Origin of the sequence: Pseudomonas helleri (assembly GCF_001043025.1) — a bacterium.
GTDB lineage: Bacteria > Pseudomonadota > Gammaproteobacteria > Pseudomonadales > Pseudomonadaceae > Aquipseudomonas > Aquipseudomonas helleri.
Genome location: NZ_JYLD01000015.1, coordinates 57,998 through 80,624, shown reverse-complemented (window position 1 = coordinate 80,624; position 22,627 = coordinate 57,998). Strand labels below are relative to the sequence as shown.

At 58.7% G+C, this 22,627-nt stretch carries 25 protein-coding genes; 8 read left to right on the top strand and 17 right to left on the bottom strand.

Features of this window, described 5'->3' with window-relative positions; translation table 11 throughout:
• Positions 1 to 38: 38 nt before the first annotated feature.
• The 6 genes from TU84_RS21060 to dadA all read right to left on the bottom strand — a co-directional run bounded on the left by TU84_RS21060 (position 39) and on the right by dadA (position 6,192).
• Positions 39 to 1,961 (bottom strand): acetyl-CoA hydrolase/transferase C-terminal domain-containing protein, encoded by a 1,923-nt coding sequence (locus tag TU84_RS21060; RefSeq protein ID WP_048372528.1) that lies wholly within the window; start codon positions 1,959 to 1,961, stop codon positions 39 to 41.
• 157 nt (positions 1,962 to 2,118) lie between these two features.
• Positions 2,119 to 2,535: a c-type cytochrome gene (locus TU84_RS21055; protein ID WP_048372527.1), complete on the bottom strand. Its 417-nt coding sequence runs from the start codon at positions 2,533 to 2,535 to the stop codon at positions 2,119 to 2,121.
• A gap of 180 nt (positions 2,536 to 2,715) precedes the next feature.
• A complete protein-coding gene (locus tag TU84_RS21050) occupies positions 2,716 to 3,264 on the bottom strand; it encodes a cupin domain-containing protein (RefSeq protein WP_048372525.1) in 549 nt (182 codons plus the stop codon).
• 126 nt (positions 3,265 to 3,390) lie between these two features.
• Entirely contained in the window at positions 3,391 to 4,464 is a 1,074-nt protein-coding gene (gene alr, locus TU84_RS21045) for an alanine racemase (RefSeq protein WP_048372523.1), read from the bottom strand.
• 101 nt (positions 4,465 to 4,565) lie between these two features.
• Complete coding sequence (locus TU84_RS21040; protein WP_048372520.1) at positions 4,566 to 4,919, bottom strand: RidA family protein; 354 nt, start codon at positions 4,917 to 4,919, stop codon at positions 4,566 to 4,568.
• A complete protein-coding gene (dadA, locus tag TU84_RS21035) occupies positions 4,891 to 6,192 on the bottom strand; it encodes a D-amino acid dehydrogenase (protein WP_048372519.1) in 1,302 nt (433 codons plus the stop codon). Before dadA ends, TU84_RS21040 begins: the two co-directional genes overlap by 29 nt.
• A gap of 156 nt (positions 6,193 to 6,348) precedes the next feature.
• Here dadA and TU84_RS21030 point away from each other — a divergent pair, with 156 nt between their 5' ends.
• Complete coding sequence (locus TU84_RS21030) at positions 6,349 to 6,837, top strand: Lrp/AsnC ligand binding domain-containing protein (RefSeq protein WP_003437842.1); 489 nt, start codon at positions 6,349 to 6,351, stop codon at positions 6,835 to 6,837.
• A gap of 90 nt (positions 6,838 to 6,927) precedes the next feature.
• On the opposite strand, the gene bipL is transcribed toward TU84_RS21030, so the two are convergent.
• Complete coding sequence (gene bipL / locus TU84_RS21025; protein ID WP_048372517.1) at positions 6,928 to 7,869, bottom strand: phospholipase BipL; 942 nt, start codon at positions 7,867 to 7,869, stop codon at positions 6,928 to 6,930.
• Positions 7,870 to 7,977: 108 nt separating this feature from the next.
• Between bipL and TU84_RS21020 the strand changes: the two genes are divergently transcribed.
• Positions 7,978 to 8,547: a DUF6436 domain-containing protein gene (locus tag TU84_RS21020; protein ID WP_048372516.1), complete on the top strand. Its 570-nt coding sequence runs from the start codon at positions 7,978 to 7,980 to the stop codon at positions 8,545 to 8,547.
• Positions 8,548 to 8,649: 102 nt separating this feature from the next.
• On the opposite strand, the gene TU84_RS21015 is transcribed toward TU84_RS21020, so the two are convergent.
• The 4 genes from TU84_RS21015 to TU84_RS21000 all read right to left on the bottom strand — a co-directional run bounded on the left by TU84_RS21015 (position 8,650) and on the right by TU84_RS21000 (position 10,964).
• A complete protein-coding gene (locus TU84_RS21015) occupies positions 8,650 to 8,982 on the bottom strand; it encodes a type II toxin-antitoxin system RelE/ParE family toxin (RefSeq protein WP_048372515.1) in 333 nt (110 codons plus the stop codon).
• The gene (locus tag TU84_RS21010; protein ID WP_048372513.1) at positions 8,979 to 9,251 is read right to left on the bottom strand and encodes a type II toxin-antitoxin system Phd/YefM family antitoxin; all 273 of its coding nucleotides are present in this window, start codon (positions 9,249 to 9,251) and stop codon (positions 8,979 to 8,981) included. The genes TU84_RS21015 and TU84_RS21010 overlap by 4 nt, the downstream gene beginning before the upstream one ends.
• A 259-nt stretch (positions 9,252 to 9,510) precedes the next feature.
• Entirely contained in the window at positions 9,511 to 10,401 is an 891-nt protein-coding gene (ubiA, locus tag TU84_RS21005) for a 4-hydroxybenzoate octaprenyltransferase (RefSeq protein ID WP_048372510.1), read from the bottom strand.
• Entirely contained in the window at positions 10,401 to 10,964 is a 564-nt protein-coding gene (locus TU84_RS21000; protein ID WP_048372508.1) for a chorismate--pyruvate lyase family protein, read from the bottom strand. Before TU84_RS21000 ends, ubiA begins: the two co-directional genes overlap by 1 nt.
• Positions 10,965 to 11,165: 201 nt before the next feature.
• Between TU84_RS21000 and TU84_RS20995 the strand changes: the two genes are divergently transcribed.
• From TU84_RS20995 to TU84_RS20980, 4 genes are all read left to right on the top strand, one after another.
• Positions 11,166 to 11,333: a rubredoxin gene (locus TU84_RS20995; protein WP_002555879.1), complete on the top strand. Its 168-nt coding sequence runs from the start codon at positions 11,166 to 11,168 to the stop codon at positions 11,331 to 11,333.
• A 38-nt stretch (positions 11,334 to 11,371) separates the two neighbouring features.
• A complete protein-coding gene (locus tag TU84_RS20990; RefSeq protein ID WP_048372507.1) occupies positions 11,372 to 12,520 on the top strand; it encodes an NAD(P)/FAD-dependent oxidoreductase in 1,149 nt (382 codons plus the stop codon).
• A gap of 190 nt (positions 12,521 to 12,710) precedes the next feature.
• Positions 12,711 to 12,986: an HU family DNA-binding protein gene (locus tag TU84_RS20985; protein WP_048372506.1), complete on the top strand. Its 276-nt coding sequence runs from the start codon at positions 12,711 to 12,713 to the stop codon at positions 12,984 to 12,986.
• A gap of 183 nt (positions 12,987 to 13,169) precedes the next feature.
• On the top strand, positions 13,170 to 13,550 hold the full coding sequence (locus tag TU84_RS20980; protein ID WP_048372505.1) for a hypothetical protein: 381 nt from the start codon (positions 13,170 to 13,172) through the stop codon (positions 13,548 to 13,550).
• Between the two features lie 81 nt (positions 13,551 to 13,631).
• Here the strand turns inward: TU84_RS20980 and TU84_RS20975 are convergent, their stop codons facing one another.
• From TU84_RS20975 to TU84_RS20955, 5 genes are all read right to left on the bottom strand, one after another.
• Positions 13,632 to 14,861, bottom strand: a complete 1,230-nt coding sequence (locus tag TU84_RS20975) for a nucleoside recognition domain-containing protein (RefSeq protein WP_048372504.1) — start codon at positions 14,859 to 14,861, stop codon at positions 13,632 to 13,634.
• A gap of 290 nt (positions 14,862 to 15,151) precedes the next feature.
• Positions 15,152 to 16,465: a glutamate/aspartate:proton symporter GltP gene (gltP, locus tag TU84_RS20970; protein WP_048372502.1), complete on the bottom strand. Its 1,314-nt coding sequence runs from the start codon at positions 16,463 to 16,465 to the stop codon at positions 15,152 to 15,154.
• 560 nt (positions 16,466 to 17,025) lie between these two features.
• Positions 17,026 to 17,490: an inhibitor of vertebrate lysozyme family protein gene (locus TU84_RS20965; protein WP_048372499.1), complete on the bottom strand. Its 465-nt coding sequence runs from the start codon at positions 17,488 to 17,490 to the stop codon at positions 17,026 to 17,028.
• A gap of 2 nt (positions 17,491 to 17,492) precedes the next feature.
• Positions 17,493 to 17,657, bottom strand: a complete 165-nt coding sequence (locus TU84_RS25765; protein ID WP_019828122.1) for a DUF1328 domain-containing protein — start codon at positions 17,655 to 17,657, stop codon at positions 17,493 to 17,495.
• A gap of 82 nt (positions 17,658 to 17,739) precedes the next feature.
• Positions 17,740 to 18,039, bottom strand: coding sequence for a hypothetical protein (locus tag TU84_RS20955; RefSeq protein ID WP_048372497.1), 300 nt, complete (start codon positions 18,037 to 18,039; stop codon positions 17,740 to 17,742).
• A 442-nt stretch (positions 18,040 to 18,481) separates the two neighbouring features.
• On the opposite strand from TU84_RS20955, the gene algB reads away from it, so the two are divergent.
• Both algB and TU84_RS20940 read left to right on the top strand, forming a co-directional pair.
• Entirely contained in the window at positions 18,482 to 19,828 is a 1,347-nt protein-coding gene (gene algB, locus TU84_RS20945; protein ID WP_048372493.1) for a sigma-54-dependent response regulator transcription factor AlgB, read from the top strand.
• 10 nt (positions 19,829 to 19,838) lie between these two features.
• Positions 19,839 to 21,626: a KinB sensor domain-containing domain gene (locus tag TU84_RS20940; protein ID WP_048372491.1), complete on the top strand. Its 1,788-nt coding sequence runs from the start codon at positions 19,839 to 19,841 to the stop codon at positions 21,624 to 21,626.
• A 152-nt stretch (positions 21,627 to 21,778) separates the two neighbouring features.
• On the opposite strand, the gene TU84_RS20935 is transcribed toward TU84_RS20940, so the two are convergent.
• On the bottom strand, positions 21,779 to 22,555 hold the full coding sequence (locus TU84_RS20935; RefSeq protein WP_048372488.1) for an N-acetylmuramoyl-L-alanine amidase: 777 nt from the start codon (positions 22,553 to 22,555) through the stop codon (positions 21,779 to 21,781).
• Positions 22,556 to 22,627: the final 72 nt, after the last annotated feature.

Sequence of the window (22,627 nt, the reverse complement as noted above, 5' to 3'; positions counted from 1 at the left end):
TCGCGGCGATGCGATCGCGAGCAAGCCCGCTCCCACGGTTATCTAGCCGTCGCCTGCAACCCCGCCAGCAGCACCCGCTGATACACCTCTTCGCGCAGCCCGTCCGGGTCTGTGAGCTGCATGCGCGCCAGATGCTCGGGGAACGCCTGCGGCGACGGCGCTTCAAGAGCGGCCTTGCCAAGCCGGTAGAGTTGCGTGAGCTTGAATTTGCTCTTGAGCCAGTTCAAGGCGCGCAGCAAGTCTTGCTCCTGGGCGCTGAAATCGCTGCCCAGCGGGTACTCCGGGAATAAATGCGGATGGCGGGCAGCAATCGCCTGCAAGCGTTCCGGGCTGTTGTCGGCAAAGCGCGGCTGCAGTTGAAAGTCTTTGGGCAGTTTGCCTACCTGCTGCGCCTGAGCGATCAGTTCGGTCTGGAAGCGTGAGTCGGTGATGTTGAGCAGCGCCTCGATCACGTGTCGGTCGGTTTTGCCACGCAAGTCGGCAATGCCGTATTCAGTAACCACGATGTCGCGCAAATGGCGCGGGATCGTACAGTGGCCGTACTCCCAGACGATGTTGGAACTCACATCGCCGCCCGACTCGCGCCAACTGCGCAGGATGATCACCGAGCGTGCATCGTGCAGCGCATGGGCCTGCGCGACAAAGTTGTATTGCCCCCCTACTCCGCTGAGCACACGCCCGTCTTGCAACTGATCCGCCACCCCGGCGCCCAGCAAGGTCGCAGTGAACGCGCTGTTCACAAAGCGCGCATCGCGGCGTTGCAGGCGCTTCAGCGTTTCTTGGCCATACAGCTCGTTGATATAGCTGATGGCGGTCATGTTGAATTCGGCGCGCTTGCTGTGGGGCAGTTCGTTCAAACGCTGATAAAACTCCTGCGGGCCCAGCAGAAAACCGCCGTGCACGCTGATGCCATCGGTGTGCAGGCTTTCGTCGAGGGTACCGGCGTTGGCTTGGGTCTGGCGTTCGATATCGGGGTACACCTTGCGCCGCACAATGCCGGCGTCGACCAGCACCATCAGCCCGTGCACAAACATTTCGCTGCAGCCATACAGGCCCTGGGCAAAGGGTTCTATCCCGCCTTCGCGCTCAATCAGGCTACGCCACGGGCTGATGTCCAGGTCGTCGAGCAAGGCACGATAACCTTCGTTGTCCGCCTGGCGTGCGAGCAGCGAGGCGGTCAGCGCATCGCCCATGGCGCCTATGCCGATTTGCAGGGTGCCGCCGTCACGGATCAAGGTGCTGGCATGGTGGCCAATAAAGTGGTCTTGCAGGTTGACCGGCATGCTGGGTGTGGAAAACAGCGTGGTGTGTTCTTCGTCGTCGATCAGCAGGTCGAAAGCGTCTGCATTGAGTTCTGAGTCGCCGGGCATGTAGGGCAAGTCGCTGTGCACCTGGCCGAGCAGCAGGATGGTTTCGCCCGCTTCGCGGCGCTTGGCGATCATCGGCAAGAGGTCGAGGGTGATGTCCGGGTTGCAGCTCAGGCTCAGGCGATCCGGGGCCTGCGGGTTACGGGCCACCAGTTGCGCCACCAGGTTCAAGCCGTTGGCGTTGATGTCGCGGGCGGCGTGGCTGTAGTTGCTGCTGACGTAATCTTGTTGCGCCGGCGGGCTGTTGAGCAGGCTGCCCGGCTGCATGAAAAACTGCTCGACGTTGATGTTGGGTGGCAGGCTGTCGCGGTGCAGGTCGGCGAGGTAATCCAGCTCGATATAGTCGCCAAACACGCGCTCTACGAACGGTTGCAGAAAGCGCTTTTGCAAGCCGTCGCCCAGCGCCGGGCGGCCCAGGCTCAAGGCGGTGTAGATCGTTAGTTGGCGTTCGGGCAGTTGCTTGATTCGCTGATACAGCGCGTTCACAAAACGATTGGCTTTGCCCAGGCCCAAGGGCAAGCCCAAGTGGATGTGGGTGGGCAGCCGAGACAGTGCTTCATCGACTGCGCGCTCGATCGAACAGGATTGCACCATCGGATCCTCCAGGAACTTGCGTGTCTAGCGAATAGACCGAGAGTGACCGGAGTTGGTTGCAAAGCGCAAGGCGCAAACACTTTCAAACTGTAGGAGCGAGCTTGCCTCGCGATCTTTTAAACCATCAAAACATCGCGAGGTAAGAGACGGCGGGGAGTTATAAGCCAGACATTTTCTGGATCGCGGCTTTAAGCTCGGCGTCGCTGCATTCGCCGCAGGTGCCTTTTGGCGGCATGGCGTTGAGCCCGGTAATCGCCTTGGCCAAGAGTCCATCCAGGCCGCCTTCTTTGTCGGCGCGGGCTTTCCAGGCGGCGGTGTCGCCGATTTTTGGCGCTTCCAGCAAGCCGATGCTGTGGCAGGCGGTGCAGTGCTTGGCGATCACGTCATCGGGGCTCATGCCGCCCCCGCTCGCGGCTGCAGTCTCGCCACCTCCACCCGCGGCACATTCCTGGCCCTGAATGCAGACTTTACCCACAGGCTCCAGGCGTTTTGCGATCTCATCAGCCGACGTTGTGGCCTGGGCGTTGGCAGCCCAAAGGGCCAGTACTGTTGCTGGTACGGCCAGCATTTTCATAATTAGGTTCACGCGTACACCCTCAATGGTGGCTATTCACGCCCACAACCACGGTTTTGCAGGCGGCGAAAGTATACCGATTAGCCAGACGCACTGAAACAACCCTAATTTTAGAAGGGGAATAGGCGTGACCGATGAACGTCGCGGGCGCCGCCAGAGCTGTGCAGGGCGCCGCTTTGCTTAGAAGTTCGCGGGGGTGGCTGCGCTGATTAGTCGCGCCGCTACGTCGAACGGGTTGCGGAAACGGTGCGGTTTCGAGCTCTCGAAGTAGTAGCTGTCACCGGCCTCCAGCACGAACGTCTCCAGACCGACGGTCAGCTCCAGGCGGCCCTCGACGAGGATCCCGGTTTCTTCGCCTTCGTGGGTCAGCATTTCATCCCCGGTGTCAGCGCCCGGTGGATAAATTTCGTTGAGGAAGGCAATGGCCCGGCTCGGATGCGCCCGGCCGACCAGTTTCATGGTCACCGCACCATCTGAGATGTCGATCAGCTCATTGGCTTTGTAGACAATCTGGGTCGGTTTTTCCTGAAGAATCTCTTCGGAAAAAAACTCCACCATAGACATGGGAATGCCACTCAGCACTTTTCTCAGGGAGCTTATGGACGGGCTCACGCTGTTCTTTTCGATCATCGAAATGGTGCTGTTGGTCACGCCGGCGCGCTTGGCAAGCTCGCGCTGTGACAAACCTTTGATTTTGCGGATGGATTGCAGTCGTTCACCGACGTCCAATGCAGGAGCCTCCAGGGATCAGATTCAGGTCAAGATGGCGCCATCATGGCGATAGTGTTCAGTATTTACAACACTTTGACTTGAAACCTGAGAGCCCGGTCGGCCCTGCATTTTGCATACAACCCATCAGCTCCCGGAATAGAGCCGTGGCACTCGTTTCAGGTTGCAAAAAATTTGGTAGGGAATGGTTTCAGCTTTTTCCGCGAGTTCGCTGGCAAGAATGTTTTTGCCCCACAACTCAACGGTCGAACCCAGACCGGCGTCGGGCACATCCGTGAGGTCGATGCACAGCATGTCCATCGATACCCGGCCGAGCAATTGGCTGCGCTGGCCCGCCACGAGTACCGGCGTGCCGGTGGGTGCATGACGCGGGTAGCCGTCGGCATAACCCATGGCGACGACGCCTATGCGCATCGGTTTCGGGGTGATGAATTTTGCGCCATAGCCCACCGGTTCACCGGCGGGCAGTTCGCGTACGCAAATGACTTTGGACTCCACGGTCATCACTGGTTGCAGGCGTGCGGCCAGTGGGTGGTCTTGTTCAAAGGGGGTAGCACCGTAGAGCATCAGGCCGGGGCGCACCCAGTCGCTCGGCACGCTTGGCCAGCCCAGAATGGCAGGCGAATTGCGCAAGCTGACTTCGGCAGACAAGTCGTCACGGGCCGCCAGGAACACCGCCACCTGCTCGACGCTGCGCAGGCTGTCGAGTTCATCGGCGCGGGCGAAGTGGCTCATCAGCACGATTTTCGCGACTTTGCCGCTGGCTTGCAGGCGTTGGTAAGCGCTTTTGTACTCGCTTGGGTGCAAGCCGACGCGGTGCATGCCGGTGTCGAGCTTGAGCCATACCTGAATGGGCTTGGCCAGTGTGGCCTGCTCGATAGCATCGAGTTGCCACAGCGAATGCACGACGCACCACAAGTCATGTTCGACGATCAGCGGCAGTTCATCGGCTTCAAAAAAACCTTCGAGCAGCAGAATCGGCGCGCGAATACCGGCGGCGCGCAGTTCCAGTGCTTCTTCGATACAGGCCACCGCGAAACCATCGGCCTCGGCTTCCAGGGCTTGGGCACAACGCACGGCGCCGTGGCCGTAGGCATCGGCCTTGATCACCGCGAGGGCTTTGGCCCCCGTCACTTCACGGGCCAGTTGGTAGTTGTGTCGCAGGGCTTGAAGGTCGATCAGGGCACGGGCTGGGCGCATGGCGGCAGGCTTCTAACGGCAGTTGAATAAAAAAACGGTGCGTACCGCGGCGTTAACCGCGTACCGCACCGCAAGAGGGACTTTGCTTGGCAACGGTGACGTTAAGGCAGTGCAGCCACCACCGACAACTCCACCAGAATCTCGGGTTCGCACAGTTTGGCTTCTACGGTGGCGCGGGCCGGTTGCACGCCTTTTGGCAGCCACTTGTCCCACACACTGTTCATGCCCGCGAAGTCAGCATCAATGTCTTTGAGGTAGATGGTCACCGACAGAATGTGGCTTTTGTCAGTGCCTGCCAGGTCCAGCAAACGCTCGATGTTTGCCAGGGTTTCGCGGGTCTGCTGCTCAACCCCTGCGTTCATGTCGTCGCCGACTTGCCCGGACAGGTAAACGGTACCGTTATGAGCCACGATCTGGCTCATGCGGTCATTGGTGAGCTGGCGCTGGATTGCCATGTTTTGCAGTCTCCTGGTGGTTTCCGTAACGAGAAATATCGAGGCCTTCGGCGCTGATTTGTGGGGTCTTTTTGGCCATCACGTCAGCGAGGAAGCGACCAGAGCCGCACGCCATGGTCCAGCCGAGTGTGCCATGACCGGTGTTCAGGAACAGGTTTTTGAACGGGGTCGCGCCCACAATCGGTGTGCCGTCCGGGGTGGCTGGACGCAGGCCGGTCCAGAAACTGGCCTTGCTCAAGTCACCGCCCTGAGGGTAAAGATCGTTGACGCACAGTTCCAGGGTTTCGCGCCGTTGTGGCTTCAGCGACAGGTCAAACCCGGCAATTTCCGCCATGCCGCCGACGCGAATGCGGTTGTCAAAACGGGTGATCGCGATCTTGAAGGTTTCGTCCAGAATGGTCGAGGTCGGAGCCATGGCCGGGTTGGTGATCGGGATGGTCAGCGAGTAACCCTTGAGCGGGTAAACCGGCGCCTTGATGCCCAGCGGCTTGAGCATTTGTGGCGAGTAGCTGCCCAAGGCCAACACGTAGCGGTCAGCGGTTTCGAGCTTGCCGTCGATCATCACGCCATTGATGCGATCGCCTGCGTAGTCCAGGCGCTGAATGTCCTGGCCAAAGCGGAATTCGACACCCAGTTGAATGGCCATTTCAGCCAGGCGGGTGGTAAACATCTGGCAGTCGCCAGTTTGGTCATTCGGCAGGCGCAAGGCGCCAGACAGAATGTTGGTGACGCTGGCCAGCGCCGGTTCAACACGGGCGATGCCTTCACGGTCGAGCAGCTCAAACGGCACGCCCGACTCTTTGAGTACGGCGATGTCTTTGGCCGCGCCGTCCAGTTGCGCCTGGGTGCGGAACAGTTGCGTGGTACCGAGGTTGCGGGCCTCGTAGGCAATGCCGGTTTCTGCGCGCAGTTCATCGAGGCAGTCACGGCTGTACTCGGACAGGCGCACCATGCGCTCTTTGTTCACGGCATAACGGCTGGTGGTGCAGTTGCGCAGCATCTGCGCCATCCACAGGTATTGATCGATGTCGCCAGTGGCCTTGATCGCCAACGGTGCGTGGCGCTCCATCAGCCACTTGATGGCTTTGAGCGGCACGCCCGGCGCGGCCCACGGTGAGGCATAGCCAGGCGAAACCTGGCCGGCGTTGGCAAAGCTGGTTTCCATTGCCACGGCAGGCTGACGGTCTACCACGACCACGTCGAACCCGGCTCGGGCCAGATAATAGGCGCTGGCTGTGCCAATCACGCCGCCACCCAATACCATAACGCGCATATTTTTATCCCTCATCGCGGCCCGCCGCAGACGTTTATTATTCAAAGCGAAGATGCGCGCAGTATAAGAAGCTTTAGCCAGTGAGTTTCACTGTATAACCAGCTATATTTGGCGACAATTCTCGGCCAAAACGCTTTTGACAAAGGAGAATCTCCTATGCGTACAAATCACCAAACAAAGCGTGAATTAGACAAGATCGACCGCAATATTTTGCGCATTCTGCAGGCCGACGGGCGCATCTCGTTTACCGAGCTGGGCGAGAAAGTCGGGCTGTCGACCACGCCCTGCACCGAGCGGGTACGCAGGCTGGAACGTGAAGGGATCATCATGGGCTACAACGCCCGGCTCAACCCGCAGCACTTGCAGGGCAGTTTGCTGGTGTTTGTCGAAATCAGCCTCGACTACAAATCTGGCGACACCTTTGAAGAATTCCGACGCGCCGTGCTGAAACTGCCCCATGTGCTGGAGTGCCACCTGGTGTCCGGTGACTTCGACTATTTGGTCAAGGCGCGGATCAGCGAGATGGCCTCGTACCGCAAACTGCTGGGCGACATATTGCTCAAGCTGCCCCACGTGCGGGAGTCCAAGAGCTACATCGTGATGGAAGAAGTCAAAGAAAGCCTGAACCTGCCGATCCCGGATTGACTGTAGGAGCGAGCTTGCCTCGCGATCTCTTGATCTTTAAAAATCAAAAGATCGCGAGGCAAGCTCGCTCCTACAGGGGCCGTTTTGAGGTCAAAAGTGCTGATCCAGAAACGCAAAATACTGCGCCCGAATGTCGGCAGTTTCATTGGCCAGATGGTGACGGGCCTGGGGAATCAGCAGCACCTGCGGGTGATTGAACTTGGCGTCCAGCACCTTGAGGTTGTGCTCCCAATCAACGGTTTTATCCGCCTGGCCCTGAATCACCAAGGGCTGGCGGGCGCTCGGCGGCAAGGCCTCGACCCGGGGGATCCAGCGCGCCATGGCGCCGACCCAGGCGGTGGGCAGACGCACGGGCTGTAGCGGATCGGCCTGTAAAAACGGCATGAAGTCCGGGTCATTGGTGTTCTCGCTGAAGCGCCGCTCAATGCCTTTAACAAAGGGCCTGAGCAGGTAATAGCTGAACTTGGACCACTGCCAGTCTTTGGGCCGCACCAGCGGCGCCAGCAAGATGGCCTGACCCTGGGCCGGGCTTTGCTCGCCGTGATGCAGCAAATGGTCCAGTACCACGGCGCCGCCGGTGCTTTGCCCGATCAAGTGCCAGGGCTGCGGCAGGTTCAGCGATTGGGCCTCGATAAACAGGCCTTGCAGCGCCTCCTGGTACTGATAAAAGTCGCCGATGCTGGCGCGCTCGCCGCTCGACAGGCCATGGCCCGGCAAGTCGCAGGCAATGACCACAAAACCGTGGTTCAACCCCCACTCGATCACATGCCGATACAGCCCCATGTGATCGTAAAAACCGTGGATCACAAACAGCGTGGCTTTGGGTGTGGACTCAGGCCACCACACCTGGCTGACCAAGTCGTAGCCTGCGGCACTGAAGCGCCCCAACTGACGACGGACCGGTACTGCGCGCTGCGCAAAGTCCAGCCCGTAAAAATGCTGGTATGCCAGATCCTCACTCGATAAAGGCTGACCTGCGACCAACGGTTGTAAATGGGGGCGCAAGGACTCGGGGGAAAACGCGACAGACATAGGGGTTCCAAACAGAAAGGCATGAAGGCAGAACAGTCTTTATAGCTGACGATATTCTGCTGTCAGTTTAAGCATGGCAAGCTACGCGCCCTTTCAGGAACATTCAGCATGCCTGTACCGACCCTTAAAACCTGGCTTACCTGGCTGCTGGTGCTGACCTGCGCCGTGGGTGTGTGGGCCGCTTACCACTGGTTTGAGGGGCGTTATATCCGTGCGTTCAACGACCAGACCGTTTTGTTTGCCGGGGACGTGCTGGCCCTGCCCGCAGACCTCTCGGGGCCCGGGCCGATTCGCGTGGTGCACTTCTGGGACCCGGCCTGCCCGTGCAATGTCGGCAACCAGCAACACTTGAGCGAACTGCTGACGACCTACCTGCCGCAGGGCGTTGAATTTTATGCCGTCCAAAAGCCCGGCAGCCAGGGCCAGTTGCCTGCCAGCCTGGGCGCGATCAAACCCCTGACCGCCCTGCCCGGCGCCGAACACTTGAGCGTCAGCCCGGCGGTTGCCATCTGGGACCGCAGCGGCCAACTGGCCTACTTTGGCCCCTACAGCGAAGGCGCCACCTGCAACGCCAGCAACAGCTTCATCGAACCTGTGCTGCAAGCCTTGACCCAAGGCCGTAGCGTCAATGCTACCCACACCCTGGCGGTGGGGTGTTACTGCCCGTGGCACGGGTGATCGGGTAAAAAACGTGTAGGAGCGAGCTTGTCTCGCGATCGTTTGATCTTTAAAAGCTAGCGCCACAGGTTTTTTGGGTTCTTTCAGTAACTCATAAACTTTTTACAGAGGTGTTCGTAGTAACCGGTGGGTGAGTAACAATTCCAGGCTCTGACGAGAGTCAACAATCACATGCACGTAAATAATGTCTGAGCGAACCTCATAAATGATGCGGTTCATACCACTGACAACTTGTTGAAATTGACTCAGATTCAGGATTTCTAATTCGGGTGGTACTGAACCGCAATGGGGTTGTTCTGCCAACAAACGGATAGTCGCTTTCAATTGCTCATAAGTGACCTGCCAGGTACTGGCACAGAAACGCTTAACGATGTATTTCCTGAGCGCTTTAAGGTCGATTTGTGCGGACTGAAGCAATACGACCTTAAACGTCATTGCGCATCAGCCAGATCCAGTTCGGCGAATACATCTTGCGCATCGCGAAATTGGCCGTTTTCTATTTCCCGATTACCCAATGCCAACAGCTTCAGCAGTGCCATGGTTTCGGCTTGCTCTTCGTAACTTTTGACGTCAATTACGACCATTTTCGCTTCGCCATTTTGGGTAATAAGTAGAGGCTGACGGCTTTCTGAAATGGATCGCACAATTTCGGCTGTGTGACTTTTCAGGTAACTGATGGGTTTTACTTGAGTCGAAAATTTCATAGTTTGCACTCTGGTGTTGGCTGGACTGATTTTAGTCTTAATTCAGTCCTTTGCATTCGTTAGGTGACGAAGGGCAGCCCCTGAGCGGTACAGGTCAGGCGTTCGTGTCGCGTTGCAACAGGCCAATATGACCGACTTTTCACAGGCAAGCTGACGCCTGCAGGCCTGCGCTGGGTTAACTGTAGGAGCGAGCTTGTCTCGCGATCTTTTAAACGATCAAAAGATCGCGAGACAAGCTCGCTCCTACAGGGGGGCTGGGTTAGTTCAGTGCGTAATTCAGCACGATACCCACGAAGATCGCCAATCCGGCCCAGTGGTTGTGCAGGAACGCCTGGAAGCAGCGCTGGGGTTCGCGGTTGCGGGTGTACCAGAATTCCCACAGGTAGCAGCCCGCAGCCACCAGCAGGCCGAGGTGGAACCAGCCGCCGAGGTCGAATTGCACGCCGGCCAGCAGCAGGCAGCCCAACGACAGGCCTTGCAGGCCGAGGATGATAACGCGGTCGGCGTCGCCAAACAGGATGGCGGTGGATTTAACGCCGATTTTCAGGTCGTCGTCGCGGTCGGTCATGGCGTAGTAGGTGTCGTAGGCTACGGTCCACAGCAGGTTGGCGATGTATAGCAACCACGCCGCCGCTGGCAGGCTGTCGGTCTGGGCGGTGAAGGCCATGGGCATGCCCCACGAGAACGCCGCGCCCAGCACCACTTGCGGGTAGTAGGTGTAGCGCTTCATGAACGGGTAGCTCGCCGCCAGGGCCAGGCCGCCGAATGACAGCCATACGGTGGTGGCGTTGGTGCACAGCACCAGCAGGAAGCTGATACCCATGAGCAGGGCAAAAAACACCAAGGCTTCTTTGCTGCTGATTTTTCCGCTGACCAGCGGCCGTTGTTCGGTGCGTTTGACGTGGCCATCGACCTTGCGGTCGGCAAAGTCGTTGATCACGCAACCGCCCGCCCGGGTCAGGATCACGCCGAAAACAAAAATCAGCAGAATACCCAGCGAAGGCACGCCCTTGGCGGCAATCCACAAGGCCCACAGGGTCGGCCACAGCAGCAGGTAAATGCCGATGGGCTTGTCCATGCGGGTCAGTTGGATAAAGTCCCAAGCGCGCGGGTTCAAGCGATTAAGTGATTTGAGCAGGCTCACGTACATCAGTTGTTCTCCGGCCGGGCACTCAGGGCGGCCCACAGGTTAGGTAAGAAGACTTCGGCCACCAGCACGCTCAACGGGCCCCGCGAAAAACGCGAGCGCCTCGCCCACAGGTCGTCTGCCTGATCAGCCACGGGCAAGCCGCCGCGCGGGTATTGGCATACTTGCATCGGTCCGCGCTCAAAGGCGTTATCGCTGAACAGTAAGCCGCCCAGTGAGCGCGCCCCCAGCGCTTCCATGTCGAAGCCGCCTATTTGCAGGACGCTTTTCGCGGCGACGCTGCGGGCGAATACCCACGGTTGCAGATGGCCGCGTAAATACACTTCGCGCACCCAGCCCTGGCTGTTTTCAGGCAAATCGAGGGCCGTGCATTCGTCGGCGCGCAGTGTCTGCCAGCCTTCGAAAAGCGGCAGCACGCTGAAGGAGCCGTCCGAAAGTGCGGTAAGACGTTGAGTCAGGGAGCCTTGGTCGAACAACCAGTCGAGGATCTGTTCGTCAGGCGGTGCAGGAAGTTCGCTTTGCTCAAGCCAGACAGGCGAGACCAGCGTAGAAGTTATGTGCGGCACAGTGGGTCATAATTGGCAGCCATTGAGGCGGGCGAGCTTATCACGCTGGTCCTTGCTTGAGCGCCAGAGTGCCATCAGGCAGTCGTCGGGCTTGCATCTGTCGGTGTTGATCAGTACAAACGGCCTGAATTTTGCGAGTAACACAACCGATTGATAAGAGTCTGTGCCCTCGCCCACGCCTGAGCGAAAGGAAATACCCCCATGAAAAAGTGGCAATGCATTGTTTGTGGACTGATTTACAACGAAGCCGATGGCTGGCCGGATGACGGTATTGCGCCCGGTACGCTGTGGCAGGACGTCCCTGAAGACTGGCTGTGCCCGGACTGCGGCGTTGGCAAAATGGATTTCGAGATGATCGAAATCGGCTGATCCGCCCTTTTTTGAATTGATTGACTCTGGAGATTGGAATGAGCGCACCTGTTGTGATCGTTGGCACTGGGCTGGCTGGCTATAACCTGGCCCGGGAGTTTCGCAAGCTGGACAGCGAAACACCGCTGCTGTTGATCACGTCCGATGACGGGCGTTCCTACTCCAAGCCGATGCTGTCCACCGGCTTTGGCAAAAACAAAGAAGCCGACGGCTTGAGCATGGCCTTGCCCGGCGCCATGGCCGAGCAGCTCAAGGCGCAGGTGCGCACCCACACCCGCGTCAGCGGGATTGATCCGGGCCACAAGCAACTGTGGATCGGTGAAGAAGCCGTGCCTTACCGCGATCTGATCCTGGCCTGGGGCGCGCAATCGGTGCAGGTGCCGGTCGAAGGCGATGCTCAGGATGCGATCTTCTCGATCAATGACCTGGAAGACTACGCCCGCTTTCGTGCAGCGGCCGCGGGCAAGCGCCGTGTGCTGATTCTGGGTGTCGGCCTGATCGGTTGTGAGTTCGCCAACGACTTGATCGCGGGCGGCTATGAGGTCGACCTGGTAGCGCCGTGCGAGCAAGTGATGCCGACGCTGCTGCACCCGGCTGCTGCGGCCGCCGTGCAATCGGGCCTGGAAAGCCTGGGCGCACGTTTTCATCTCGGGCCGGTGCTTACGCGTTTGCAGCGCACCGAGGATGGCCTTGAGGCGCACTTGTCGGACGCCAGCGTGATCGCCTGTGATGTGGTGGTGTCAGCCATTGGTTTGCGCCCACGCACCGATCTGGCGGCCGCTGCCGGCCTGCGGATCAACCGCGGTATCGAAGTGGACCGCCATCTTAAAACCTCCCACGCCAACATCTACGCGCTGGGCGACTGCGCGCAGGTCGACGGTTTGAGCCTGCTCTACGTGATGCCGCTGATGAGCTGCGCACGGGCGCTGGCGCAGACCCTGGCGGGCAACCCGACAGCGGTCAGCTACGGGGCCATGCCGATTACAGTGAAAACACCGGTGTGCCCGTTGGTGGTGTCGCCGGTGCCGCGTGGTTGCGAAGGTGTGTGGACGGTGGAAGGTCAGGGTGCCGACATCAAAGCGCTGTGCCGCGATGCAGACGGCAAGCTGCTCGGTTATGCCCTCACCGGCGAGGCGGTTCGCGAGAAACTGGCGCTGAACAAAGAGTTGCCTGCGCTGTTGGCGTAAACACTCTACCTTTTGTCGTAAATGTCATTGCCTTGCCTCAACAAAGCGCCTGCTGAGGGTGGCGCGTGACTTGGTCGCGTGCCATTCTCACACCGGTCTGCCGCAGAGTAGAGCCTGCGGCGCCTTGGATGCTGCTCCATAGAAGAGCAGCACGGACATAACAACAAAAAACCGTCAAAGAGGCTTCATCATGCGTAAACCAGAACTCGCCGCCGCTATCGCTGAAAAGGCTGACCTCACCAAAGAGCAAGCCAGCCGCGTACTCAATGCAGTGCTCGAAGAAATCACCAACGCCCTGCACCGCAAAGACAGCGTCACGCTGGTCGGTTTCGGTACGTTTATCCAGCGCCATCGCGGTGCACGGACCGGGCAGAACCCGCAGACCGGTCAGCCAGTGACCATCAAAGCCAGCAACACCGTAGCCTTCAAGCCTGGCAAATTCCTTAAAGACAGCGTCAACCCTTAAGCGAGGCTGGTTTTAGAGGAGCGGGCAAGCTGGCTTGCCCGTTCTTGAGAGTAAATTGGCCGATCATGCGGCCATAAGTGGCAAAAACCCGTCTATCAGCGCCTATTTCTTTGGATATGTGGCGTTCTTCGCTCAAATCGTTAAACTGCGCCGGCTCTTTATTTATTCCCCGAGGCCGCGTACATGAAATTTCGTTTTCTGCTCTGGATGCTGGGCTTTCTGATGGGCAAAGCCAGCCGTAAAAACCCTGCTTTTCAACAGCAATTGGTTGATAAAGACATGGTGTTCCAGCTGCAAACCCTCGATGGCAAAGTCGCACGTCACTTCAAAGTCAAAAACCAGCGTATTACCAGCCACTCGGGCTTATACCCGGACCCGGTGTTTGCCATCGCCTTTAAAGATGCCGCTTACGGCTTTGCCACAATGCAAGCCAAGAACAAGCAACTGGCGTTTATGACCGGGATCCAGGACAAGTCGATTCAGATCAAGGGTAATCCGGCGCAGGTCATCTGGTTTCAGGGCCTGACCAAGTACCTCAAGCCGCGTAAAAAGCCCAAGGCTTGAGCCCCAATCCGTAGGAGCGAGCTTGCCTCGCGATCTTCTTTAAGATCAAAAGATCGCGAGGCAAGCTCGCTCCTACGCGGTTTAGCCAAAGAACCAGTAGCACACCGCAATCGCTGCCACCACGCCTGAGAACTCTGCCAGCAAGGCGCAGCTCACGGCGTGGCGCGCGCGCTGGATGCCGACCGCACCGAAGTACACCGCCAGCACATAGAAGGTGGTTTCCGTGCTGCCCTGCACGGTCGCGGCCACTAAGGCCGGGAAGCTGTCGACGCCTTTAGTCTGCATGGTTTCAATCAGCAACGCCCGCGCCGCGCTGCCTGAAAACGGTTTGACCATCGCCGTGGGCAGCGCATCGACAAAGCGCGTGTCCCAGCCCAGCCATTCGACCAGATGGCGAATGCCGTCCAGGCCAAAGTCCAGTGCGCCCGAAGCGCGCAATACGCCCACTGCGCAGAGCATCGCCACCAGGTACGGCAGCAGGTTCTTGGCTACGTCGAAGCCTTCTTTGGCGCCTTCGACAAACGCCTCGTAAACCTTGACCTTGCGCAGCGCACCGATCACCAGAAACAGCATGATCAGCCCGAATAGCGTCAGGTTGCCGAGGATCGATGACAAACTCGCCAGCGCCGCCGCTGACAGGCTCGCCAGCAGCGCCATAAAGCCCGCCAGAATCAGTGCGCCGGGTATCAGGTACGCCAGCACCACCGGGTCCCACAGGCGCAGGCGCTGCACGATGGCCACCGAGAAGAGGCCCACCAGGGTCGAGGCGCTGGTGGCCAGCAGGATCGGCAGGAACACCAGCGTGGGGTCTGGCGCGCCTTGCTGGGCACGGTACATAAAGATCGTGACGGGCAGCAGGGTCAGCGACGAGGCGTTGAGCACCAAGAAGAGGATTTGCGCATTACTGGCGCTGGTCGGGCTCGGGTTTAGCTCTTGCAGCGCGCGCATGGCCTTGAGGCCGATCGGCGTGGCGGCATTGTCCAGGCCCAAGCCGTTGGCTGCGAAGTTCAGGGTGATAAAGCCCAGGGCCGGGTGGCCGGGCGGAACTTCTGGCATCAGGCGCTTGAACAGCGGCCCCAGCGCCCTGCCCAGCCAGTCGACGATGCCGGCCTTTTCGGCAATCCGCAGAAACCCCAGCCACAGCGTCAGCGTGCCAAACAGCAGCACCATCACCTCAACCGACAGCTTGGCCATGGCAAAGATGCTTTCAACGATGGCCGCGAAGATCCCGGCATTTCCCCCTACCAGCCATTGGGCAAACGCCGACACCGTGGCGACAAGGAAAAAGCTGAGCCATAGGCCGTTAAGCATCGGGATACTCCTAATAAGTGCGGCAGATGATACCGGCCAGACCTCAGAAACGACAAACGCCGGGAGGTTGGCACAACGACGTTCAACGCAGAACTCGCAAAACCTGTAGTCGCTGACAAGGAACGAAGGCTGCGATGCGGGCCGCAGGACCGCCGTTTGGGGTCGCTGCGCAACCCATCGCAGCCTTCGTTCCTCGGCAGCGGCTACAGGAGAGGAAAAGTCGTGATGCCTAAAACAACAAACCCCGGACAAGTCCGGGGTTTGGGGAGTGAAGCGCCAGGCGAAGGTGATTAACCTTTGGCGGCTTCCTTGCTGCGCCAGTGCGGCAGCGAGTTCCAGTAGCGCTCGCCTTTGGCGGCGTCGTACATGCCTTCCCAGCGCGAGATGACCAGTACGGCCAAGGCGTTACCGATGACGTTGAGGGCGGTACGCGCCATGTCCATCACACGGTCTACACCGGCGATGAAGGCCAGGCCTTCCAGCGGGATGCCCACGCTGCCCAAGGTGGCCAGCAGTACCACGAAGGACACGCCCGGTACGCCGGCGATGCCTTTGGAGGTGACCATCAGGGTCAGCACCAGCAGCAGTTGCTGGCTGATCGACAGGTCGATGCCGTACAGCTGGGCAATAAAGATGGCCGCGATGCTTTGGTACAGGGTCGAACCGTCAAGGTTGAACGAGTAGCCGGTCGGTACCACGAAGCTGCAAATCGCTTTCGGGCAACCGTAGGCTTCCATCTTCTCGATCACGCGTGGCAACACGGTTTCGGAGCTGGCGGTGGAGTAAGCCAGGACCAGCTCATCTTTGAAGATGCGCATCAGCTTGATCACCGAGAAGCCGAACAGCTTGGCGATCAGGCCCAGTACCGCGAAGGCGAAGAAGAGGATGGCCGCGTACACCAGCACCACCAGCTTGGCCAATGGCACCAGCGAGGCGAAGCCGAAGTTGGCGACGGTCACGGCGATCAGCGCAAACACACCGATTGGCGCGTAGTTCATGATCATGTGAGTGACTTTGAACATCGACTCGGACACGCCCTGGAAGGTTTTCACCAGCGGGTCGCGCAGCTCGGCATTCAGGCTCGACAAGCCCAGACCGAACAGTACCGAGAAGAAGATGATCGGCAGCATCTCACCGCGAGCCATGGCTGCGAAGATGTTGGACGGGATCAGGTTGAGGATGGTCTCGATGAACGCGTGTTCATGCTGCACCTCAGCGGCAGTGGCCTGATATTTGGAAATATCCACCGTGCCCAGCGTGCTCATGTCGATCCCGGCGCCCGGGTGGAACACGTTGGCCAGCACCAGGCCGACCAGGATCGCGATGGTGGTGACCACTTCGAAGTAAATAATTGTTTTTAGACCGATGCGACCGAGTTTCTTCGCATCCCCCACGCCTGCAATCCCGACAACCAGTGAAGAAATCACGATTGGGATTACGATCATCTTGATCAGACGGATAAAGATATCGCCTGCAGGTTGCAGGACGTTACTGATCCACCAGGCCTTTTCAGCACTGAAATGGTTGAGCAGTGCGCCGATTGCAATCCCGAGGACCAGACCGATTAGGATCTGCCAGGCGAGGCTAAGTTTTGCCTTCTTCATGTCATTACCCTTACTTCAAGTGGACTCGGGTACAGGCTCGGACTAGAGCGCTCAAGAGCGCAAAAAAGACCAAGCTGTACCCCCGTAGAAGGTCGCCCAAATCGAGCCGGACTGGCTCTTTGGCAGGCGAAAAAAGGCGCAACTATTCCCATGCACGGCGTTACCGTCTAATGCCGTAAACGCCTACCCTATGCCGAATCGGCATGGGTTTTGTCCGACAAGACCTCAAAAATCAGGAAGGTTGCACTGACAGAATAGATGACATAACCGCCGTAAACCGGCTGTTTCAAGGCCTTTTTGGCATTAAAGAAGGCTCACAGACAGCGCTAGCATTTCGGAAATATCCCACAACACAAATCGAAAAATGAGAAGCCATCAATTTGCCAATAGTCGATATACGGTCGACGTTTCAAAGGGTAGTTCAAGCCACATCTTTTTCAGAAAAAATGAACTGGGATAAGCAATTACCGACGAAAGGCAGTGTCAGGCAGACGCAAAAAAACCAAGGTAAAACCTTGGCTTTTGGCACTCGAAAACAGCGTTGTCGCCCTGCCCGGCATTCAATACCAGTTAGGGTCTTTCTTTAATTGCTCTTTAAGCAGCGCCTGGATCTCAGGATCAGGCTTGCCCAAGTATCGGAAATCGGCATGACGTGCAGGCGATTTGTCAGTAGGCAACCCCGCAGGCACTTCAACCAGCAGCGCGTAGGCATGCTTTTTGTCAAAGCTCACCGCGACTATCAGCCGTTGGGTGGAACACGATTGCTCGTTTTCGCACAAAGGGCCGACTAAATACGGGTCACCGTCTTGCGTCACCGCGTTCATTTGCTCAGCACTGCCAGAGAGGTTCATGACCCACTCAGGCAAGCGCTCCTCTTTTTTAACCACTTTTTGCCAGGCCTGACGGTAGTCCGGGTCGCTCAACAGTTGGTTGGCGCGGGACTGGCCGTCATTGGCGGCAAGGGTCATGGCACTGCTGCCCATCAACAGGGCAGCCGCCATTGCCTTAAGGGATCGACCGTACATCGTCAGCCTCGACCACGACGACCAAAGATGAAGGACACAACGAACATCACCAGGAATACGACAAAGAGGATCTTGGCGATACCGGTAGCCGTGCCCGCGATGCCACCGAAGCCCAATACTGCTGCGATGATGGCGATAATCAGGAAGGTAATTGCCCAGCTCAACATGGTGAATCTCCTTATTTCTGTTCGAAAGGGTGATGCCGTTTTGCAACTCAAGGCCCGGTCAGGGTCTTAAGCGTGTGAACACTTAAAACACCCAACGCTCCGGAACGGGTTGGGTGTTGGCGGTTTGCGTGTCTTCAGAAGCTGCCAGGTCATAGCGGCCCATCGGGGTGCTTGAGCCCAATGCGGTAGAGCGAATGGCGCTGAAGTGAGTCTGTTGAGCAGCGATGGCGTGGGCTGGCACCGATTGCGCCGGGGCTGGCTGCTGCCAATGTGCCCATTGCTGGCCACCGATGAGCGTCATGACCAGCGCCAGGCTGGTGAAAAGGCCCTGCTGCAGGTGCTGTGAAGTCATACCCAGACTGGCGAAACCTTGACGATTCATGCTCAAACTCCTGCCACTCGCTGTTGTTATGAGGGTGTCGCCGCTGCGCTCATGGGGCAGTGACGGCTATGCGAGAGATATTGCAGGCTGCATGCCAGTTTTTTTGAAAGTAATAATTCTATATAAATCAGTGGCTTACAGATTTTTGAAGAGGGTCGACGCGAGCAACCTGCACGATGAGCCCTGATGGCGCCGTGCGTTCTGCACGATCAGCGCCAGCGCGCTACAGTGCTGCCCGCTGAATGCGGCTCCAGCAGACCACCGGAGAATTTATCGGACTCGACAATGCCGCTGTCAGCAGCGCTAAAATCTTTAAAATCAGAGCGTTACAGGAGGTGTCCAGCGCCCTTCCCTGTTAGCCTCTGAATCATTCCTGAAAAATCATGCAACTTGCCCGATTATTCCGACACTAACCAAGATCACTCATAAAGGAACGCCGGATATGGAATCATCCAAAGAGCAACAGGGCCGCATTCTGCTGGTCGATGATGAATCCGCTATCTTGCGCACGTTCCGCTATTGCCTTGAAGACGAGGGGTACACCGTCGCCACGGCCAATAGCGCGGCCCAAGCCGACGCCCTGCTGCAACGTCAGGTGTTTGACCTGTGTTTTCTGGACCTGCGCCTAGGCGAGGACAACGGCCTGGATGTGCTGGCCCAGATGCGTATTCAAGCGCCGTGGATGCGGGTTGTCATCGTGACCGCGCACTCCGCTGTCGACACCGCCGTGGATGCGATTCAGGCCGGTGCGGCTGACTATCTGGTCAAGCCGTGCAGCCCTGACCAACTGCGCCTGGCCACCGCCAAGCAGCTGGAAGTACGCCAACTGTCGGCCCGTCTCGAAGCGCTCGAAGGTGAAGTACGCAAGCCCAAAGACGGGCTCGACTCGCACAGCCCGGCCATGATGGCGGTGCTGGAAACGGCCCGGCAGGTCGCCGGCACTGACGCCAACATCCTTATTCTCGGCGAGTCCGGCACGGGTAAAGGCGAGTTGTCGCAAGCGATTCATGGCTGGAGCAAGCGCGCCAAAAAATCCTGCGTGACCATTAACTGCCCGTCGCTGACGGCAGAGCTGATGGAAAGCGAGTTGTTCGGCCACACCCGTGGCGCCTTTACCGGGGCCAGCGAGAGCACCTTGGGCCGGGTCAGCCAGGCGGACGGCGGCACATTGTTCCTGGACGAAATCGGTGATTTCCCGCTGACCTTGCAGCCTAAATTGCTGCGTTTTATTCAGGACAAAGTCTACGAGCGTGTCGGTGACCCGGTAACGCGCCGCGCCGATGTGCGCATCCTCGCCGCGACCAACCTCAACCTTGAAGACATGGTGCGCGACGGGCGCTTCCGTGAAGACTTGCTCTACCGCCTGAACGTCATCACCTTGCACTTGCCGCCCCTGCGCGAGCGCAGTGAGGACATCTTGACGTTGGCAGACCGGTTTCTGGCCCGCTTCGTTAAAGAGTACGCTCGCCCTGCCCGCGGCTTCAGCCCTCAGGCGCGCCAGGCGCTGGCCAATTACCGCTGGCCGGGTAATATTCGCGAACTGCGCAACGTGGTGGAACGGGCCAGTATTATTTGCCCTCAAGAAGTGGTCGAGGTCAGTCACTTGGGCATGGCTGAACAAACCGCTCCCAATACTCCGCGTATTGGCGCAGCCTTGAGTCTCGATCAGTTGGAAAAAGCGCACATCGGTGCGGTGCTGGCGACCAGCGACACCCTGGATCAAGCCGCAAAAACCTTGGGCATTGACGCCTCGACGCTCTATCGCAAGCGCAAGCAATACAACCTGTGAGCCATATCTGATGAAACTTGCGATCAAGCTGCGGACCCGGTTGTTCCTGAGCATTTCGGCATTGATAACGGTGGCGCTGCTGGGCTTGTTGTTGGGCGTGGTCAGCGTGATGCAGATGGCCAAATCCCAGGAGGCGCTGATCCGCAACAACTTCATCACCCTCGATCTGGGCCTCAAGCTGCGTCAGACCCTGGGTGACCAGTTGATCCTGATGCTGCGCAACCACCCTGATCCCAAGGCGCTGGAATCGTCGGCGAACGAGTACCTGGCCCTGCTCGATGAGGGGATGGAGCATGAGCGCGAACACAAGCTGGACAATGGTTTTGCTCAAGCCCGTGAGGACTACGAGCTTTTTCTGGAAGCCTTTAAAGAAGCCCATGCCAACGCGCTGGATATCGGCAGTGACCAAGAACTCTCCGACCGTTTCAACTCATTGCGCAATGGTCTGATCGAAGAGCACCGCAAGGCGCTCGATCACATCTATACCGCGCAAGCCGCCGCCCGTGATCGCGCCATCATCATTGCCGGCTTGCTGGGGCTGGTCGGGCTGGCGGTGCTGATAATCGGCTTTGTGACAGCCCATGGCATCGCCCGTCGCTTTGGCGCACCCATCGAAGCATTGGCCAAGGCCGCTGACAACATCGGCAAAGGCAACTATGAGGTCGTGCTGCCACTGTCTTCTGCGGCAGAAATGAACCTGCTGACCCGCCGTTTCGGGACCATGGCCGAGGCGTTGCGCCAGCATCAGGCAACCAATGTCGATGAGCTGCTGGCGGGCCAGCAACGGCTACAGGCGGTGCTCGACAGTATTGATGACGGCCTGCTGATGATTGACCAGCAAGGCCGCCTGGAGCATTTGAACCCGGTGGCCCAGCGCCAATTAGGCTGGGACGAGGGCCGTCTGGGCCAGTCGCTGGGCGAGGCATTGGGCCGCCCGGAACTTGACCAGCAACTGTTGACGGTTTTGCGCGGTGGCAGCCTTGAGCGCGCGCCTGAAGACTTGAGCGTCGACATTGAGGGCGAAACCCGCCTGCTGACGTACAGCCTGACACCGGTCAGCCAGCCCAAAGGGCCGATCCTGGGGGCGGTGATGGTGCTACACGATGTGACCGAGCAGCGGGCCTTTGAGCGCGTGCGCAGTGAGTTCGTGCTGCGCGCCTCCCATGAGCTGCGTACCCCGGTCACGGGCATGCATATGGCGTTTGGCTTGTTTCTGGAGCGCGCCCGCTTTGACCCGCAGTCCCGTGAAACCGATTTGCTGAACACGGTGAACGAAGAGATGCAGCGGCTGATGCAGTTGATCAACGACCTGCTGAATTTCTCGCGTTATCAGAACGGCCTGCAAAAGCTCACGCTGGCCCCGTGCAACCTTGAGCAGATGCTCAATGAGGCCCGTGCACGGTTTGCCGATCGGGCGACGGCCAAGAACATCGAGCTACTGATTGATTTGCAGCCGGAGCTGCCGGTGCTGAATGCCGATCAGGCGCAGCTGGAGCGCGTGCTGGATAACCTGCTGGACAATGCCTTGCGCCATACCGCCAGTGGCGGACAAATCCGCCTGCAAGCGCGGCGTCACGGGGAGCGGGTCATCATGAGCATTGAAGACAGTGGCGAGGGCATTGCCTACGGCCAGCAAGGCCGTATCTTCGAACCCTTCGTACAAGTGGGCCGGAAAAAGGGCGGCGCGGGCTTGGGCTTGGCTTTGTGCAAAGAGATTGTGCAACTGCACGGCGGGCGCATTGGCGTGTACTCACGGCCTGGGCAAGGCACGCAGTTCTACATGGCGCTGCCGCTGTAAGGGCTTGTAGTCGCTGCCGAGCTCCGCGAGGCTGCGAGTCTGCCAAGACTGCAAAAGGGCGAAGGTTCTGCGGCGTTTTTGAGAAACGGGTTGCTTCGCAACCCTTCGCAGCCTGCGGCAGCGACTACAGGATCTGCGCAGTCCGAATAGCTCTACCGCTGTGTATTCAGCACGTTCAATATCGCCGCGCTTTCTGCATCAGGCGTGCCGTCGAAACGCGAAGGCCTAAAGTGCATCTGGAACGCCGCCAACACGTGGCGCGTGGCAACGTCCAGTTCGCCGGTTTGCGGCGTCTCATACCCCAACAACGCTAATTGCTGCTGAAACCAGGTGATGCTGGGCATCGCGTTGGCATAGCGGGCCTGCTCGCGGGCCACGGCCTGGGCGTTTGGCCAGATCCCGAAACCGGCCTCGGCCAGGCGCTTCCAGGGGAACATCGGGCCCGGATCGAGCTTGCGCAATGGCGCAATGTCGCTGTGGCCGATGATGTTGTGCGGGTCGATCTTGTAGCGCGTCGAGATGTCTTTGAGCAGCGCGATCACCGACTGGATCTGACCTTCGGTGTAGGGGTACCAGACGCGACCGGTCGGGGTGTCGTGGTAGCCCGGGTTGACGATTTCGATGCCAATCGAGCTTGAGTTGAGCCAGGTGCGGCCTCGCCATTGGCTTTCACCGGCGTGCCAGGAACGCTGGCTCTCATCGACCAGCTTGTAGATGGTCGGGGGCGTGTCGCCGATCAGGTAGTGGCTGCTCACCGGCCCGCTGGTCAGCAACTGCAATGAGCGCTCAAGCGAGGTGGAGGTGTAGTGAAGCACGATGAACTGCACGCGGCTGTCGTGGTTGGCCGAGGGGTGACTGGTGTCCATGCGCGGACCGCTGGCGCAACCGGCCAGCAGAACAAAAGAGATGATCAACGTTAAAAATTTCATGGCAAAAAAGGTATCTGAGCAATTAATTGGCCAGCATACATGACTGGTCCCGGAACGTATCTGAACGCTGCC

Bases quoted from the DNA above. Each gene is read 5' to 3' on its own strand.
- TU84_RS20980 (WP_048372505.1), top strand. From the start codon at position 13,170: ATGAAATTTCGTTTTCTGCTCTGGATGCTGGGCTTTCTGATGGGCAAA.
- TU84_RS20935 (WP_048372488.1), bottom strand. From the start codon at position 22,555: ATGAAATTTTTAACGTTGATCATCTCTTTTGTTCTGCTGGCCGGTTGC.
- ubiA (WP_048372510.1), bottom strand. From the start codon at position 10,401: ATGTACGTGAGCCTGCTCAAATCACTTAATCGCTTGAACCCGCGCGCT.
- algB (WP_048372493.1), top strand. From the start codon at position 18,482: ATGGAATCATCCAAAGAGCAACAGGGCCGCATTCTGCTGGTCGATGAT.
- TU84_RS21010 (WP_048372513.1), bottom strand. From the start codon at position 9,251: ATGAAATTTTCGACTCAAGTAAAACCCATCAGTTACCTGAAAAGTCAC.
- gltP (WP_048372502.1), bottom strand. From the start codon at position 16,465: ATGAAGAAGGCAAAACTTAGCCTCGCCTGGCAGATCCTAATCGGTCTG.
- TU84_RS20985 (WP_048372506.1), top strand. From the start codon at position 12,711: ATGCGTAAACCAGAACTCGCCGCCGCTATCGCTGAAAAGGCTGACCTC.
- bipL (WP_048372517.1), bottom strand. From the start codon at position 7,869: ATGTCTGTCGCGTTTTCCCCCGAGTCCTTGCGCCCCCATTTACAACCG.
- TU84_RS21020 (WP_048372516.1), top strand. From the start codon at position 7,978: ATGCCTGTACCGACCCTTAAAACCTGGCTTACCTGGCTGCTGGTGCTG.
- TU84_RS20975 (WP_048372504.1), bottom strand. From the start codon at position 14,861: ATGCTTAACGGCCTATGGCTCAGCTTTTTCCTTGTCGCCACGGTGTCG.
- TU84_RS21060 (WP_048372528.1), bottom strand. From the start codon at position 1,961: ATGGTGCAATCCTGTTCGATCGAGCGCGCAGTCGATGAAGCACTGTCT.
- TU84_RS20940 (WP_048372491.1), top strand. From the start codon at position 19,839: ATGAAACTTGCGATCAAGCTGCGGACCCGGTTGTTCCTGAGCATTTCG.
- TU84_RS21030 (WP_003437842.1), top strand. From the start codon at position 6,349: ATGCGTACAAATCACCAAACAAAGCGTGAATTAGACAAGATCGACCGC.
- TU84_RS20965 (WP_048372499.1), bottom strand. From the start codon at position 17,490: ATGTACGGTCGATCCCTTAAGGCAATGGCGGCTGCCCTGTTGATGGGC.
- TU84_RS20995 (WP_002555879.1), top strand. From the start codon at position 11,166: ATGAAAAAGTGGCAATGCATTGTTTGTGGACTGATTTACAACGAAGCC.
- TU84_RS21040 (WP_048372520.1), bottom strand. From the start codon at position 4,919: ATGGCAATCCAGCGCCAGCTCACCAATGACCGCATGAGCCAGATCGTG.
- alr (WP_048372523.1), bottom strand. From the start codon at position 4,464: ATGCGCCCAGCCCGTGCCCTGATCGACCTTCAAGCCCTGCGACACAAC.
- dadA (WP_048372519.1), bottom strand. From the start codon at position 6,192: ATGCGCGTTATGGTATTGGGTGGCGGCGTGATTGGCACAGCCAGCGCC.
- TU84_RS20955 (WP_048372497.1), bottom strand. From the start codon at position 18,039: ATGAATCGTCAAGGTTTCGCCAGTCTGGGTATGACTTCACAGCACCTG.
- TU84_RS21055 (WP_048372527.1), bottom strand. From the start codon at position 2,535: ATGAAAATGCTGGCCGTACCAGCAACAGTACTGGCCCTTTGGGCTGCC.
- TU84_RS25765 (WP_019828122.1), bottom strand. From the start codon at position 17,657: ATGTTGAGCTGGGCAATTACCTTCCTGATTATCGCCATCATCGCAGCA.
- TU84_RS20990 (WP_048372507.1), top strand. From the start codon at position 11,372: ATGAGCGCACCTGTTGTGATCGTTGGCACTGGGCTGGCTGGCTATAAC.
- TU84_RS21015 (WP_048372515.1), bottom strand. From the start codon at position 8,982: ATGACGTTTAAGGTCGTATTGCTTCAGTCCGCACAAATCGACCTTAAA.